Here is a 14093-nt window from a genome sequence, read left to right as displayed (position 1 = left end):
CAGGCCGCTCGGCGCATGGATGGCTTATGCGACGGGTATGCATTAAGGCTTCCCGCGCTCCGTCATCCCGCGGCCATCGGCTGGGTGAACGGCAGTCGCTGCACGTCGCGGGCGGTGCCGGTGACCCCGTCGAGGAAACCCTGGGCCCGCGGTGAGGCGTTGGCCGTCAGCCACTCCGGATCGATGTCGCAGACCGCGACCTTGACCTCGGTCCCCTTCAGCGCCAGCGGCAGGGTGTGCACCACGGTGGAGGGGAAGCTGACGATCAGCCGTCCGATGGGGCCGCGCCGGGCGATCAGTTCGAGCGGCAGATCGGGCCGGACGATCTCCAGCCCGGTCTCGCCCACGAGCCGGCGCAGCTTCTCGGTGCTCTCCTTGCGGTGCGCGAAGTAGCGGGTGGCGCCGTGCGTACGGGCCAGGCTGCGGACCGCCGCCAGATAGCGCTCGGTGTCCACGACCCCGGTCTCCACCAGCGAGGTGCCGACGATGTCGGCGGCGCGGGTGAGCCGGGGCGGGCCGAAGCGGCTCCGGGTCCAGGCGAACTCGTTGGTGGTGACCTCGACGCCCGGCGGCGCCTCGACGGGCATCGAGCTGAACAGGCCGACGGTGCGCCGCCCGCCCTCGGGAGCCGGGGTGAGCCGGCGCCGGGCGGTGGCCGAGAACGGGGCGAAGATCAGGTCCCGGGCGCCGCGGCCGCTGCCGTTGCGGTGCCAGCGCACCAGCTGTTCCCCGCGGGCGAGTTGGGAGATGAACTCCATGGTGGCGGTGCCGTCGTCGACCACGACCAGATCGCGCGCCCTGGCGAGGGAGAGCAGCAGCTGGACGTAGCGGGAGAACGGGTCGCCGATGACGACGCGGCGGGCGCGGCGCAGCAGCGGGGTGAGGCCGCCGATGGTGCGCATCGGCGCGGTCGGACCGCCGCGGGCCTCCTCCCAGCGCACCGTATGGCCTTCGTCGCGGGCGAGTTCGGCCATCCGCCGCAGCTGGCCGCGGGTCATCGGATCGTGCGGGGAGAGCACGACGACGGTGAGCCCGGTGGCCTGTGCCGTGTGCGCCCATTCCAGGACGTTCAGCAGCTGCACCGGGCTCTCGACGAACGCGAGGGTGTCGGTGTCCCAGGCGGCCGCTCGCGGCCCACCGGAGCGTGCGGTCCGGTGACGCTGCCGCGGCACCCCCCGGAGACGACGGGCGGGAGTATCCGTCGTCTCCGGGGGCGGAACCTCGGCGCCGGGCGTGCCGGGCACGGCGCGGGTCCCTTCGGGTGAGGTCACCTTGGCTCCCGTCGGTTCGTCGGCCGGGCGGTCAGACGGCGGCCGGCTCGGCGGCCTCGGCCTCGGCCACCACGCCGGTGACGCGGCGCAGCTTCTTCATCGGGCCGAGCTCGCTCTCGTAGACCTTCTTGACGCCGTCACCGAGGGACTCCTCGATGGTGCGGATGTCGCGGACCAGGCGGGACAGGCCGCCGGGCTCGACGGAGGCGGCCTGGTCGGAGCCCCACATGGCGCGGTCGAGGGTGATGTGGCGCTCGACGAAGGTGGCGCCGAGGGCGACCGCGGCGAGGGTGGTCTGCAGACCGGTCTCGTGGCCGCTGTAGCCGATCGGGACGTTCGGGTACTCGTCCTGAAGGGTGTTGATCATGCGGAGGTTGAGCTCCTCGGCCTTGGCCGGGTAGGTGCTCGTGGCGTGGCAGAGCAGGATGTTCTCGCTGCCCAGGACCTCGACGGCGTGCCGGATCTGCTTGGGGGTGGACATGCCCGTCGAGAGGATGACGGTGCGGCCGGTGGCGCGCATGGCGCGCAGCAGCTCGTCGTCGGTGAGCGAGGCGGAGGCGACCTTGTAGCAGGGCACGTCGAACTTCTCCAGGAAGGCGACGGACTCGACGTCCCACGGGGAGGCGAACCAGGCGATGCCGCGCTTCTTGCAGTACTCGTCGATGGCGCGGTAGCCGTCCTCGTCGAACTCCACGCGGTGGCGGTAGTCGATGTAGGTCATCCGGCCCCAGGGGGTGTCGCGCTCGATCTCCCACTGGTCGCGCGGGGTGCAGACCTCGGGGGTGCGCTTCTGGAACTTCACCGCGTCACAGCCGGCGTCGGCGGCGGCGTCGATCAGCGCGAACGCGTTCTCCAGGTCGCCGTTGTGGTTGATGCCGATCTCACCGGTGACGTAGACGGGGCGGCCGGGGCCGGCCTCGCGGTTGCCGAGGGTGCGGAGGCGGGAGTTGGTGCTCATGGGGAGGTTCCTTCGCGTTGATACGGGGTGTGTGGGGAGGGGGTCTGGGTGGGTTACAGGGACGGGCCCAGCAGCCAGGCGGCGATCTCGCGGATCGCGCCGCTGCCTCCGGGCGTGGCGGTGACGGCGCGGGCCGCGCCGCGCACCACGTCGTGCGCCCCGGCGACCGCCACGGGCCAGCCGACGAGGTCGAAGCACGGGAGGTCATTGACGTCGTTGCCGACGTAGAGCACGCGCTCGGGCGCGATGCCCGCTTCCTCGCACCACTGCTTGAGGGCGAGGTCCTTGCGGTCGATGCCGTGCAGCACGGGGACCTGGAGCTTGCGGGCCCGTGCGGCGACGACCGGGTTGGTCTCGGTGGACAGGATCAGCAGCTTCAGCTCCGCCTTGCGCAGCGCGGCGATGCCGAGGCCGTCGCCGCGGTGGACCGCGACGATCTCCCGTCCGTCGGCGTCGATCAGCACCCGGTCGTCCGTCTGGGTGCCGTCGAAGTCGAGGACGACGGCGTCGATGTCGTCGCGGGACGGCAGGGCACCGGGGCGCGGGGCGTCCAGCAGCGGTGCCAGGGCGCGGGCGCGGGCCAGGTCGTGCGGGTCGTCGATCTCCAGCACCCGGGCCGGGTCGGTACGCACGAGTTCGGTGCGGCCGAAGAACCGGTGGCCGGCGGCGCGGAAGCCGGCCGCGTCCATGCCGTAGGCGGCGCCGGTCTCCAGCAGGTCCTGGGGGCGGTCCTGGCGGCGCGGCCGGAAGGACTTGTCGTGGTTGACGCCGTGGCCGCCGGCGTCCGCCCCGGTGACCTCGGTCTCGGCGTCCCGCCAGACGAAGCCGTGGAACGGCGCCACGGTCAGCGCGCTGTCGGCGCCGCCCTCGACGACCGCGGCGGCCACCCCGTCGATGTCCTCGCGGACGATGAAGGGGCTGGTGCACTGGACCAGCAGCACCGCGTCGACCGAGGCGCCCTGCTCGGCCTCGTAGGCGTCCATGGCGTGCAGGACGGCGGCCTCGCTGGTGGCGGTGTCGCCCGCGATGTCGCCGGGGCGCCGTACGACGACCGCTCCGGCGCCACGGGCCGCAGCCGCGATCCCGGCGTCGTCGGTGGACACCACGACATCGGTGACCAGGCGGGCGGCACGGCATTCGCGGACCGCGCGGGCCACCAGGGGCACTCCCCCGACGGCGGCGAGGTTCTTGGCGGGCACGCCCTTGGATCCGCCACGGGCGGGTATCACGGCCACCACGGTCGGCGGGCTGCTCTGCGGGTTCGGCGGCATTTCGGGCTCCTTCCGGGAGCTGGCCGGGGCGGTCACAGCTGTCCCCAGCGGCGGATGGCGGGGGCGACGCGCTGGACGCCGTGGCGGTAGGCGCCGCGGGCGGCCTCGCGGACCGTCTCGCGGGCCACCCGGCGCAGTCCGCCGGTCTCCTCGGGGGCGTCCGCGTGGCCGGCGATCGGCTCGCCGTGCGGGTCCAGGCCGTGCCGGGCGAGGATGCCGGGGAGGTAGCCGGGGGCGGTGCGGGCGGTGTAGTAGGGGGTGACCGGCGGCAGCCGGTCGGCGGTGCGCAGCGCGCTGACCCGGGCCCGGGCCACGTCGAAGGACTGCTCGTAGTCACCGTCCGCGGCGACGCCCTGGCGGGCGAGCCACTGCGGGTCCGGCTCCGGGCGGTGTCCGGCGTCCAGCTCGTCCCAGGAGGCCAGGCAGCCGGAGCCGAGGAAGTGGTGGTTGCCGAGGACCTCGCGGATGCCGAGGTCGGTGAGGACGGCGGTGGGGATGCCGCGGTGCAGCGATTCCAGGGCGGCGGTCGAGCTGACCGTCACCAGCAGGTCGGTGCGGTCCAGGACCTCGCCCATGTTGCCGTACACCAGGCGGCAGTTGGCGGGGAGTCCGCCGGGGGCCTTGGCGGCGAGCTTCTGGTAGGGCAGTTCCTCGATATGGGTGGTGTGTTCGCCCGGCTTGCTGCGGAGCTTGATCAGCACTTCCCGGGCCGGGTGCCGGCGGGCGTGCTCGACCGCTCTGCGCAGCAGGTAGGTGCGGTCGGCGCGGCTCTCCGGGACGGACGGCTGGGCGGCGAACACCACGGTGTAGGGGGTGTGCGCGCCGGTGTAGCGCGCGCCGCCGAGGAACGGCAGGGCGCATTCGACGACACCGCTGTCGTCGGCGCCGACCCCGCGGTACACCTCGCGGAACCGGTCCGCGTCGTGCCGGGAGTTGGCGAGGACGACATCCGCGCCGTGCCGCAGCAGCAGCCCGTCGGCGAGCTTCTCGTAGACGACACCGACATAGCCGGTGACGACGACGGGGCGGGATTCCGCGCCTCGCCAGGCGTGCGCGAGGCCGTGCAGCATTGCCTGCACCGCTCCGCCGACGCAGGCCAGCACGATGACGTCGTAGCGCGTACGGTCGATGGACCGGACGAAATCTACGCCCCTGATTTCGCGCAGCGAGTCCGCACGGGCGCCGACCTCGTCGAGCTGGCGGACCGTGGGAGTGGCGCGGCCGCGGAGGAGGTAGCCGTCGAGCCGGATGTCCGATTGGATTCGGTACGCTGTCAAAGCGCCCCATTTCCACCGGGTATCCGAGTCGGCGAGTACGGCGACCCGCGGCGAAGAGTAGGTACGTGATGGCACGTCCAAGACGCTAGGAAGGCATTCCGTTGGACGGGCCAACTGGGCCGCAACAAAGGGTTAACAGCGGGTCGACGAATGGCTAACCGGCCCGATAGTCGACCTGGTTAACCATCCCGCCATTCTTCGTTCACCTTGAGGTCCGCACCCGGTAAAGACGAATGCCGTCTCCGCACCTAACGTCACCCGGGTGGTTAAGCTCTCCGTCATCGTGCCGTTCTACAACGTGCAGACATACGCGCCCGACACCCTGAAAAGCCTGGCGGCCAATGCCCGCGAGGACTTTGAATTCCTGCTCGTCGACGACTGTTCCCGCGACGAGACCCCGGAGATTCTCGCGCGTGCCGAGCGCGAGCTGCCGGGTGCCAGACTGCTGCGGCACGAACAGAACGGCGGCCTGGCCACTGCCCGGAACACCGGCCTGGACGAGGCCCGCGGCGAATACGTCGCCTTCCTGGACGGGGACGACTGGCTCGCCCCCGGCTACTACCCCGAACTCCTCTCCACCATCGAGGAGTTGGGATGTGACTTCGTCCGTACCGACCATGTCCAGTGCACCGCCCGCGCGCGCACCGTCCACCGGGTCCCGCACGGCCGGCGCGGGGTGGTGATGGACCCGCGCGAGGTGATCCTGCCCGCCGACCGCTCCACCTCGGTCGACTACGCGTTCGCCTGGGCCGGGATGTACCACCGGCGGCTGCTGGACGACGGGGTACTGCATTTCAAGGACGGACTGCGCACCGCGGAGGACCGCCCGTGGATCTGGCGGCTGCACCGCGAGGCGAAGTCCATGGCGGTGGTCGGACTGCTCGGTGTTTTCTACCGGCGCGGTGTGGCTTCTTCCCTGACCCAGATCGGTGACGTGCGGCAATTGGACTTTATTCGCGCCTTCGATCAGGTGATCGAAGAAACGGCACAGGACCGCGATGCGGATCTTCTGCTGCCGAAAGCGGTGCGCACATATTGCGCCATCATTTCTCACCACCTCGGTTCGATCGAACGGTTCGAACCGCAGGTCGCCCGTAAATTGCGCACGATGAGCGCCGCGGCCATGAAACGCATGCCGCAGGACGTACTGAAGGAAGCCCTGGATTCGATGGATGTGCAGCGCGCGTCCCGGCTGCGGCGGCTGCGCCGTCGCCCCGTCCCGGCGGAGGTCGCCGCCTGATGTCCACCCGACCCCGTACCCAGATCTTCATGGCGTCCACGCTCTACGGCGCGGCGACCCTCGCCGCGGCGCTGGACGCCGACTGCTTCGCCCCGGCCGACCGCCGGCTGCTGCTGCTCAGCAACAACGCGACGAACCCGGAGACCGCCGCGTCGCTGGACACCATGCCCGGCTTCGAGCGGCTGCGCGGCCGCTTCGGCCGGGTGCTCTCGTGGAACGAGACGATCAGCCCGTTCCACCCCGGCGGCTGGTCGCCGCGCTCGGACGACGCCCCGCTGTGGGAGCGGCATCTGCGGCTGCTGTGGGGCCTGGGTGACGACCACGTCGAGCTGATCGTGGAGTCCATCCAGGTCAACCCGGCGATGGCGCTCGCCCAGCTGTTCCCCGACGCGCCGATCGACGTCTACGCCGACGGCCTGATGAGCTACGGCCCCACCCGCAACAAGCTCGATCCGCTGATCGGCACCCGGATCAGCCGGCTGCTGCATCTGGACCTGGTGCCGGGCCTGACGCCGCTGCTGCTCACCGAGTTCGAGGTCGCGCCGCAGACCGTGCCGACCGACGCCTTCACCAAGGTGCTGGCCGAACTCTCGGACGCCAGTGGCGAGGTGGCCGTCCCGGAGGGCGGCGCTCTGCTGCTCGGCCAGTACCTCTCCGCGCTGGGCATCCTCACTCCCGAGGAGGAAGAGGAGCTGCATGTGCGGATGGTGCGCGGCGCCGTCGAGCGCGGCCACCGCGAGATCGTCTTCAAGCCGCATCCGTCCGCGCCGGCCCGCTGGTCGCGGCTGCTGGAGCGGGAGGCCGAGGAGCTGGACATCGCGCTGACCGTGCTGGACAGCCCGGTGCTGGCCGAGGTGCTCTACCAGCGGATGCGGCCCGCGCTGGTCGTCGGCTGTTTCTCCACCGCGCTGCTGACGGCCGCCACCTTCTACGGGCTGCCGACGGCGCGGACCGGGACCGGGCTGCTGCTGGAGCGGCTGACGCCGTACCAGAACAGCAACCGGATGCCGGTCACGATCGTGGACGCGCTGGTGCCGGACCTGGGCGACCGCAGCGAGCGCCCGCGGGCGCATGCCACCGCCGAGAGCATCGAGGGCCTGGTCACCGCGGTCGGCTATGCGATGCAGCACCAGATCTATCCGGAGCTGCGGCCGTCCGCCGAGCGCTATCTCGCGGCCCATCTCGATACGTTCACCCGGCGCTACTTCAAGCGCCGCCGGCTGACCGCGCTGGCGCTGCCCGGGGCGATCCCGTCGCAGCTGTCGTTCATTCCGCGCAATGCCACCGTCCGCCGGGTCGCGCGCCGGGCGCGTGCGGTGCAGCGGCGGCTGAAGAAGCGGGCCGCGTTCGGATGACCGCCGCCCCTCAGCTGACGGCCGGTGCGCCGCCCGCCGCGCCGGACCTCGTCACACCCGCACCGCAGCCCGCTATACGGGGGCGCAGCCGCACGGGTCCCTCGCGGCTGCGCGCCCTCGACGGGTTGCGGCTGCTCGCCGCCCTGATGGTCGCCGCGTACCACTACGGGGGGCGCGACGGCGAGATAGCGCAGGCCTGGGGCGGTTCGCCCGCCCATCAATTCCCCACCGCCGCCCCGCTGTTCGCGTATGGCTGTCTGGGCGTCCAGATCTTCTTCGTGATCAGCGGCTTCGTGATCTGCCTCAGCGGCTGGGGGCGGACGCTGCGGGCCTTCATCGCCTCGCGGGTCTCCCGCCTCTATCCGGCGTACTGGGTCGCGATCCTCCTGGTCACCGCGGTCTTCGCGCTCCCCTGGGTCGCCTACGAGGCGCTGTCGCCGAGTGACGTACTGACCAATCTGACGATGCTTCAGCAGCCGTTGGGCGTGGACCGGGTGCTGGGGGTGTGCTGGACGCTCTGGGCGGAGATGCGCTTCTACGCGCTCTTCGCGCTCTGTGTCGTCCTGCCCGGCGCGACCCGCGGCCGGGTGGTGCTCTTCTGCGCGGGCTGGACGCTGGCCGCCGCGCTCGCCCAGGCCGCCCACGAGCCCCTCCTCGACACCCTCCTGATGCCCGAGTACGCCCCGTTCTTCATCGGCGGCATCGGACTGTATCTGCTGCACCGCTATGGTGCCCGCGATCCGATCGCCTGGGCGATAGTGCTGGTCAGCTGGCTGATCGGGCAGCATTACGCGGTCGCCAGGCTGTGGCACTCGGCGTCGGCCGAGGGTTTCTCCTACCGCTCGACGGCGGGCATCGTCGCCGTCGTCACCCTCGGCTTCGCGCTCGTCGCGGCGGTGGCGCTGGGCAAGCTGCGATGGGCGAACTGGCGCTGGCTGACCGTCGCGGGCGCGCTGACCTACCCCTTCTACCTCGTGCACGAACACCTGGGCTGGGTCGTGGTGCGGGCACTGCACCTCGGCGCCGGGCTGCCCTCGTACGCGACGCTGGCGCTGACCGTGGGCCTGATGCTGCTGCTCGCCTGGGTCCTGCACCGCTTCATAGAGCGTCCGCTCACGCCGGTGCTGAAGCGGTCGATCGACCCGCGCCGCTGACCGCCGGCCGGCTCAACTCCGCGGTTCCGGCCGGGCTGTCGCCTCGATCCCGGCGATGACGATGCGCAGCCCGGCCTCGAAGTTCCGCTCGATGTCGCCGAACATCTCCTCACCGGCGGCCGCCGCCAGCGGATAGCCCGTGCCGATCTGCTGCGCGCGCAGTTCCACGTCGTAGGCCGGATCGCGGTGCTGCGGCGCACCGGGGTCCGGGTGGACCGACTGCTCCTCGATCACCAGGCCCATGGTGAAGCCGTAGACCGCCCACCATGCCTGCACCGCCTGTCTCAGCGTGAAGCCCGCGCCGGTGAGCAGGGTGAGGAGATTTTCCAGCGGCCCGGAGTAGCTCGCGTCGGTCATCCGGGTGCCGCTGAAGACCTTGCCGCCGTCGCGGTAGCCGAGGAGTTCGCGGCGCATGCCCCGGCAGGCGTCGCCGAGGGTCTCCTGCCAGGTACGGCCGGCACCGGCCGCCTCGTTCTCCCCGGTCAGCGACTCGGCCATCCGCCGGAACATCTCGGTGGCCATCTCGTCGAGCAGCTCCTGCTTGTTCTTGAAATGCCAGTAGAGCGCGGGCGCCTGGACGTCCAGCTCCTTGGCGATGCGGCGCAGGGTCAGCCCGTCGAGGCCGACCTCGTTCAGCAGCCGCAGGGCGGTGTCGACAACCTGTCGCCGGTCGATGCGCGAAACCATGTTGACAACTTAACACCGTTAAAGCCATCCTCGGAAACATGGAACTTAACAACGTTAAGGAGTCGGTCGGTGTTACGGGCGACCTCCCCACGACCGTCGACGTACTGATCGCCGGGGCCGGCCCGACCGGCCTCGCCCTCGCCGTCGACCTCACCCGGCGCGGCCTGCGCGCCCTGCTCGTCGAGCGGCAGGACCGCCTCTCGCCCGGCGCCCGCGGCACCGGATTGCAGCCGCGCACCCAGGAGGTCTACGACGACCTCGGGGTGCTGGACGCGATCCGCGCGGTCGGCGGGCTCTACCCGGAGCTGGGCTTCTGGGAGAACGGCCGGATCGCCCGGACCGCCGAGATGATCGAGCGGGTCGACCCGACACCCGCCAGGCCGTACTCGAACGCCCTGATGGTGCCGCAGTTCCGCACCCAGGAGGTGCTGCACGCGCGGCTGCGGGAGCTCGGCGGCACGGTGCTCCTCGGCACCGAACTCACCGCATTCGCCCAGGATGCGGACGGGGTGACGGCCACTCTGCGCGGCGCCGACGGGGTGGAACGCGGCGTGCGCGCCGCCTATCTGGTCGCCGCCGACGGCGGGCGCAGCACCGTACGCCGGGCGCTGGGCATCGGGATGAGCGGACCGTCGCTGCCCCCGGGCGCCGCGGTGCTCGCCGATGTCCGGGTGGACGGCCTGGACCGGGACCACTGGCACCGCTGGATCCAGCCGGACCAGCGGTTCGTCTCCCTGCTCCCGCTCGCCGGCACCGACTACTTCCAGACCCTCATGGTGACCAACTCGACCGACACCTCGCCCGAGGCGGTCCGCGCCGGACTCGCGGCCCACACCCACCTCGACGCCGGGCAGATCCGCGAGGTCCTGTGGTCCTCCCTCTACCGCCCCAACGCGGGCCTGGCCGACACCTACCGCGACGGCCGGGTCTTCCTGGCGGGTGATGCCGCGCACATCCACTCCCCGGCGGGCGGCCAGGGCCTCAACACCAGCGTCCAGGACGCCTACAACCTCGGCTGGAAGCTCGGCCAGGTGCTGCGGTACGGCGCCCCCGACACCCTGCTCGACAGCTACGAGGCCGAACGCCGGCCGATCGCCGAGGGCATCCTCGACACCAGCACCCAGTTGCACCGCTCCGGCTCACTGCGCCGCGGCCGCGAGCTGCACCAGCTCGACCTCGGCTACCCCGACAGCCCGCTGACCCGGGAGCTGCGCACGGACGTGCCCGAGGGCGTGCCCCGCGCGGGCGACCGGGCCCCCGACGCCCCGTGCACCACGGCCGACGGCACCCCCACCCGGCTCTTCGACGCCTTCCGGGGCCCGCACTTCACCCTGCTCACCCTCGGTGCGACCGACCTCGACCCCGAGGCGCTGCCGGCCGACCCGGCGCTGCTGCGCCTCGTCCGCGTCGACGGCCCGTCCCCCGACCTGCTCGACACGAACGGCCATATCCGCGACGCCTACGGCAGCACCCCGGCCGTCCTCCTCATCCGCCCCGACGGCTATCTCGCCCTCGCCGCACCGGCGGAGGACGCCACGGCCCCCACGGCCGCCGCCCTCGCGGCCTGCCTCGGCACCGCCGTACCGCAGCCGGCCGGCTGACCGCACGCGCACGAGGCCGTACCAGCGGATCTCCGCTCGTACGGCCTCGTGCCGGGGACAGGCGCCCGAGGGGGGGCGGGGCGCCCGGGGCGGCGATCCGCCCGGAAGGAACAGCGGTCCGACGGACCGGGACCCTGAAGGGTTCCGCCCTACAGGACCAGCGACAGCAGCAGCACGCAGACGATCCCGACCACCGAGATCAGCGTCTCCATCACCGACCAGGTCTTCAGCGTCTGGCCGACGTTCATCCCGAAGTACTCCTTGACCAGCCAGAATCCGGCGTCGTTGACATGGCTGAAGAACAGCGACCCGGAGCCGATGGCCAGCACCAGCAGCGCGGCGTGCGGGCTGCTCATCTCCGCGGCGAGCGGGGCGACCAGCCCTGCGGCGGAGATGGTGGCGACGGTCGCGGAGCCGGTCGCGAGCCGGATGGTGACCGCGATCAGCCAGGCCAGCAGCAGCGTGGAGAGGTGCCAGCCCTTGGAGATGTCCATGATCATCTGGCCGACGCCGGCATCCACCAGCGTCTGCTTGAAGCCGCCGCCCGCGCCGACGATCAGCAGCACCCCGGCGATCGGGGCGAGCGACTTCTCGACGGTGGCGGCGATCCGGCCCCGGGTGAATCCGGCCGCCCGGCCGAGCGTGAACATCGCGACGATGACGGCGGTGAGCAGGGCGATCAGCGGCGAGCCGAGGACGTCGAAGACCTTCTGGACCTGGTGCTCGGGGTTGTCGACGACGATGTCCACGAGCGCCTTGGCGAGCATCATCACCACCGGCAGCAGCACCGTCGCGACGGTGATCCCGAAGCCGGGCCGCTTCTCCAGGTCGTCGGAGGCGCGCTCGGGCACCAGGTTCTCCGGCGGCTGGATGTCGACCCAGCGGGCCGCGTAACGGGAGAAGACCGGTCCGGCGATGATCGCGGTCGGGATGGCGACGACCACGCCGAGCGCGAGCGTCACACCCAGGTTCGCGCCGACCGCGTCGATCGCCACGAGCGGCCCGGGGTGCGGGGGTATCAGCCCGTGCATGACGGACAGTCCGGCCAGCGCCGGGATACCGATCCGCATCAGCGAGAAGTTGCCGCGCTTGGCGACCAGCAGCACCACCGGGATCAGCAGCACGATGCCGACCTCGAAGAAGATCGGCAGTCCGACGATCCCGGCGATCAGCACCATCGCCCAGGGCATCGCCTTCCTGCTCGCCTTCGCCAGGATCGTGTCGACGATCTGGTCCGCACCGCCGGAGTCGGCGAGCAGCCGGCCGAGCACCGCACCGAGCGCGATCAGTACGCCGGTGCCCGCGACCGTCGTGCCCAGGCCCGCCGAGAAGCTGGTGACGGTCTTGTCGAGCGGTGCGCCGGCCACCGCGCCGAGCACCAGCGAGCCGATGATCAGCGACAGAAAGGCATGCAGCTTGAACTTGGTGATGAGCAGAACGATGACGGCGATGCCGGCCAGGACGGCGATGCCCAGCTGCGCGTGACCGGCCGTGGTGATCGGCTCGGCCGCGTCCGCTGCGAGCATCTCGACGCTGAGATGTGTCACGGCGATTCCCTTGGTTCGACGGAGGGGGAAGGGGGTGCTGCGTTACCTGTGGGGGGAGTTGGGGGAGGGCGCGGCCTAGTCGTCCGCCGCGTCCCTCGCGCGCAGTGCGGCCACCGCCCGCCCGGCGATCTCCTCCGGGGAGCCGGACACCTCGACGAGGACGCCGGCCTCGTCGGGCCCGAGCGGTTCGAGGGTGGCGAACTGGGAGTCCAGCAGCGCGGCCGGCATGAAGTGGCCCTTGCGCCCGGCCATCCGCTCCTCGATCAGCGCGCGCTCGCCGGTGAGGTGCAGAAAGACGAGGCCGGGGGCAGCGGCCCGCAGCCGGTCGCGGTAGGCGCGCTTGAGCGCCGAGCTGCTGACGACCCCGCCGCGCCCGGCCCGTTCGCGCGCCCAGGCTCCTATGGCGTCCAGCCAGGGCCCCCGGTCGGCATCGTCCAGCGCGCGGCCGGCCGACATCTTGGCGATGTTGACCGGCGGATGGAAGTCGTCCCCCTCGGCGTACGGGACGCCCAGTGCGTCGGCGACCAGCGGGCCGATCGTGGTCTTGCCGGTGCCGGCCACGCCCATCACGACGATCACGTCGGGGGTGCTCATCCCGTGGTACCTCGCTGTCTTCATCGACCTCGTGCGGCCCCCACTGAAGCCCATTAGGTACGACGTATTCAAGAGCCCGTGATGGAAACGTCATACTTAATTCGCCGAGCCCGGGAACGTAGGCTTGCCCCATGGAAAACGAGGGGAAGGGACTGCACGCCCGCGTGCTGGAGTCCCTCGGTCCCGCGATCACCGCGGGCGACTACCCTCCGGGCACGATCCTGCGCACGGACGAGCTGGAGCAGCGCTTCGACGTCTCACGCACGGTCATCCGCGAGGCGATCCGGGTACTGGAATCCATGCAGCTGGTCGCCTCCCGGCGCCGGGTGGGGGTGACCGTCCGCCCCACCGAGGAGTGGAACGTCTACGACCCGCGGGTGATCGGCTGGCGGCTGGCCGGCCGGGACCGCCCCCGGCAGCTGCGCTCCCTGACCGTGCTGCGCTCGGCGATCGAACCGGTCGCCGCGGGCCTGGCCGCCCAGCACGCCACCCCCGAACAGTGCGCCCGGCTCACCGAAGAGGCGATGGGCATGGTGGCCACCTCACGCGGCCAGCAGCTCGACGCCTATCTCGTCCACGACATGGCGTTTCACCGGGTGGTACTGACCGCCTCCGGCAATGAGATGTTCGCCCGGCTCGGCGATGTGGTCGCCGCCGTCCTGACCGGCCGCACCCAGCACCGGGTGATGTTCACCGACCCCGACCCGGCCGCGGTCACCCTCCATGTACAGGTCGCGGAGGCCGTACGAACCGGCGACGCGGCACGGGCGGAATCACTGACCCGCGAGATCACCGCCGGCGCGATGGCCGAACTGGACGTCCTGGCACCGTAGTTGGCCGCGGGCAGGCGGTGCGGCAGCAGCGCCACCCGCCGCGTACCGGCAGGCCGTCACCGTCCGTCCGCCCGGCACCCCGGCTCAGAACAGCGGCTGCTGCCCCGGGAACGGCGGCTCCTCCGGGTCGAACAGCTTCTCCGCGGGCGCCATCATCGGCGCCATCCTGCGCGACCCCGGGCAGGAGATCAGCTCCAGCACGGTCCGCCGGCCGGGCGGGTCATGACGGGCGAAGCGCCCGCCGACAACGGCGATCTCTCGGGTGCAGATGGGGCACGCGCGGCGGGGTGACGACATGGCACCAG

13 protein-coding genes are annotated in these 14093 nt (G+C 71.7%); 5 read left to right on the top strand and 8 right to left on the bottom strand.

Going from position 1 to position 14093, the window contains the following annotated elements; all coding sequences use genetic code 11:
- Positions 1-62 precede the first annotated feature (62 nt).
- From ACZ4XD_RS03045 to ACZ4XD_RS03030, 4 genes are read right to left on the bottom strand one after another with little or no spacing between them, the layout of a single operon-like run.
- Positions 63-1271, bottom strand: a complete 1209-nt coding sequence (locus tag ACZ4XD_RS03045; protein ID WP_468037600.1) for a hypothetical protein — start codon at positions 1269-1271, stop codon at positions 63-65.
- A gap of 31 nt (positions 1272-1302) precedes the next feature.
- Positions 1303-2229 carry an N-acetylneuraminate synthase family protein gene (locus tag ACZ4XD_RS03040; protein WP_085924766.1) on the bottom strand — a complete coding sequence of 309 codons (927 nt, stop codon included), beginning with the start codon at positions 2227-2229 and terminating at the stop codon, positions 1303-1305.
- A 53-nt stretch (positions 2230-2282) separates the two neighbouring features.
- Positions 2283-3500 carry a cytidylyltransferase domain-containing protein gene (locus ACZ4XD_RS03035; protein WP_468037598.1) on the bottom strand — a complete coding sequence of 406 codons (1218 nt, stop codon included), beginning with the start codon at positions 3498-3500 and terminating at the stop codon, positions 2283-2285.
- Positions 3501-3532: 32 nt separating this feature from the next.
- Positions 3533-4852: a DUF6716 putative glycosyltransferase gene (locus ACZ4XD_RS03030; protein ID WP_468037596.1), complete on the bottom strand. Its 1320-nt coding sequence runs from the start codon at positions 4850-4852 to the stop codon at positions 3533-3535.
- A gap of 187 nt (positions 4853-5039) precedes the next feature.
- On the opposite strand from ACZ4XD_RS03030, the gene ACZ4XD_RS03025 reads away from it, so the two are divergent.
- The 3 genes from ACZ4XD_RS03025 to ACZ4XD_RS03015 are packed head-to-tail and all read left to right on the top strand — an operon-like array spanning position 5040 to position 8526.
- Positions 5040-6017 carry a glycosyltransferase family 2 protein gene (locus ACZ4XD_RS03025; RefSeq protein WP_468037594.1) on the top strand — a complete coding sequence of 326 codons (978 nt, stop codon included), beginning with the start codon at positions 5040-5042 and terminating at the stop codon, positions 6015-6017.
- Entirely contained in the window at positions 6017-7372 is a 1356-nt protein-coding gene (locus tag ACZ4XD_RS03020) for a polysialyltransferase family glycosyltransferase (protein ID WP_468037593.1), read from the top strand. The genes ACZ4XD_RS03025 and ACZ4XD_RS03020 overlap by 1 nt, the downstream gene beginning before the upstream one ends.
- Entirely contained in the window at positions 7369-8526 is a 1158-nt protein-coding gene (locus ACZ4XD_RS03015) for an acyltransferase family protein (RefSeq protein ID WP_468037591.1), read from the top strand. The genes ACZ4XD_RS03020 and ACZ4XD_RS03015 overlap by 4 nt, the downstream gene beginning before the upstream one ends.
- A 12-nt stretch (positions 8527-8538) precedes the next feature.
- Here ACZ4XD_RS03015 and ACZ4XD_RS03010 read toward each other — a convergent pair whose 3' ends face one another.
- Positions 8539-9213 carry a TetR/AcrR family transcriptional regulator C-terminal domain-containing protein gene (locus ACZ4XD_RS03010; RefSeq protein WP_468037589.1) on the bottom strand — a complete coding sequence of 225 codons (675 nt, stop codon included), beginning with the start codon at positions 9211-9213 and terminating at the stop codon, positions 8539-8541.
- Positions 9214-9251: 38 nt separating this feature from the next.
- Here ACZ4XD_RS03010 and ACZ4XD_RS03005 point away from each other — a divergent pair, with 38 nt between their 5' ends.
- Positions 9252-10814 (top strand): FAD-dependent monooxygenase, encoded by a 1563-nt coding sequence (locus tag ACZ4XD_RS03005; RefSeq protein WP_468037587.1) that lies wholly within the window; start codon positions 9252-9254, stop codon positions 10812-10814.
- A gap of 149 nt (positions 10815-10963) precedes the next feature.
- Here ACZ4XD_RS03005 and ACZ4XD_RS03000 read toward each other — a convergent pair whose 3' ends face one another.
- Together ACZ4XD_RS03000 and ACZ4XD_RS02995 are read right to left on the bottom strand one after the other, a co-directional pair.
- The gene (locus ACZ4XD_RS03000) at positions 10964-12361 is read right to left on the bottom strand and encodes a GntT/GntP/DsdX family permease (RefSeq protein WP_468037585.1); all 1398 of its coding nucleotides are present in this window, start codon (positions 12359-12361) and stop codon (positions 10964-10966) included.
- 75 nt (positions 12362-12436) lie between these two features.
- On the bottom strand, positions 12437-12955 hold the full coding sequence (locus tag ACZ4XD_RS02995; protein ID WP_468037583.1) for a gluconokinase: 519 nt from the start codon (positions 12953-12955) through the stop codon (positions 12437-12439).
- Positions 12956-13086: 131 nt separating this feature from the next.
- Between ACZ4XD_RS02995 and ACZ4XD_RS02990 the strand changes: the two genes are divergently transcribed.
- Positions 13087-13788, top strand: a complete 702-nt coding sequence (locus tag ACZ4XD_RS02990) for a FadR/GntR family transcriptional regulator (protein ID WP_467112332.1) — start codon at positions 13087-13089, stop codon at positions 13786-13788.
- 84 nt (positions 13789-13872) lie between these two features.
- Here the strand turns inward: ACZ4XD_RS02990 and ACZ4XD_RS02985 are convergent, their stop codons facing one another.
- Positions 13873-14085: a hypothetical protein gene (locus ACZ4XD_RS02985; RefSeq protein WP_387232956.1), complete on the bottom strand. Its 213-nt coding sequence runs from the start codon at positions 14083-14085 to the stop codon at positions 13873-13875.
- Between the last annotated feature and the right edge of the window lie 8 nt (positions 14086-14093).

The sequence above is a fragment of the Streptomyces sp. NPDC029466 genome, from assembly GCF_055574515.1.
The sequence above is the reverse complement of the archived record's forward strand: the minus strand, read 5'-3'. Positions and strand labels throughout refer to the sequence as shown.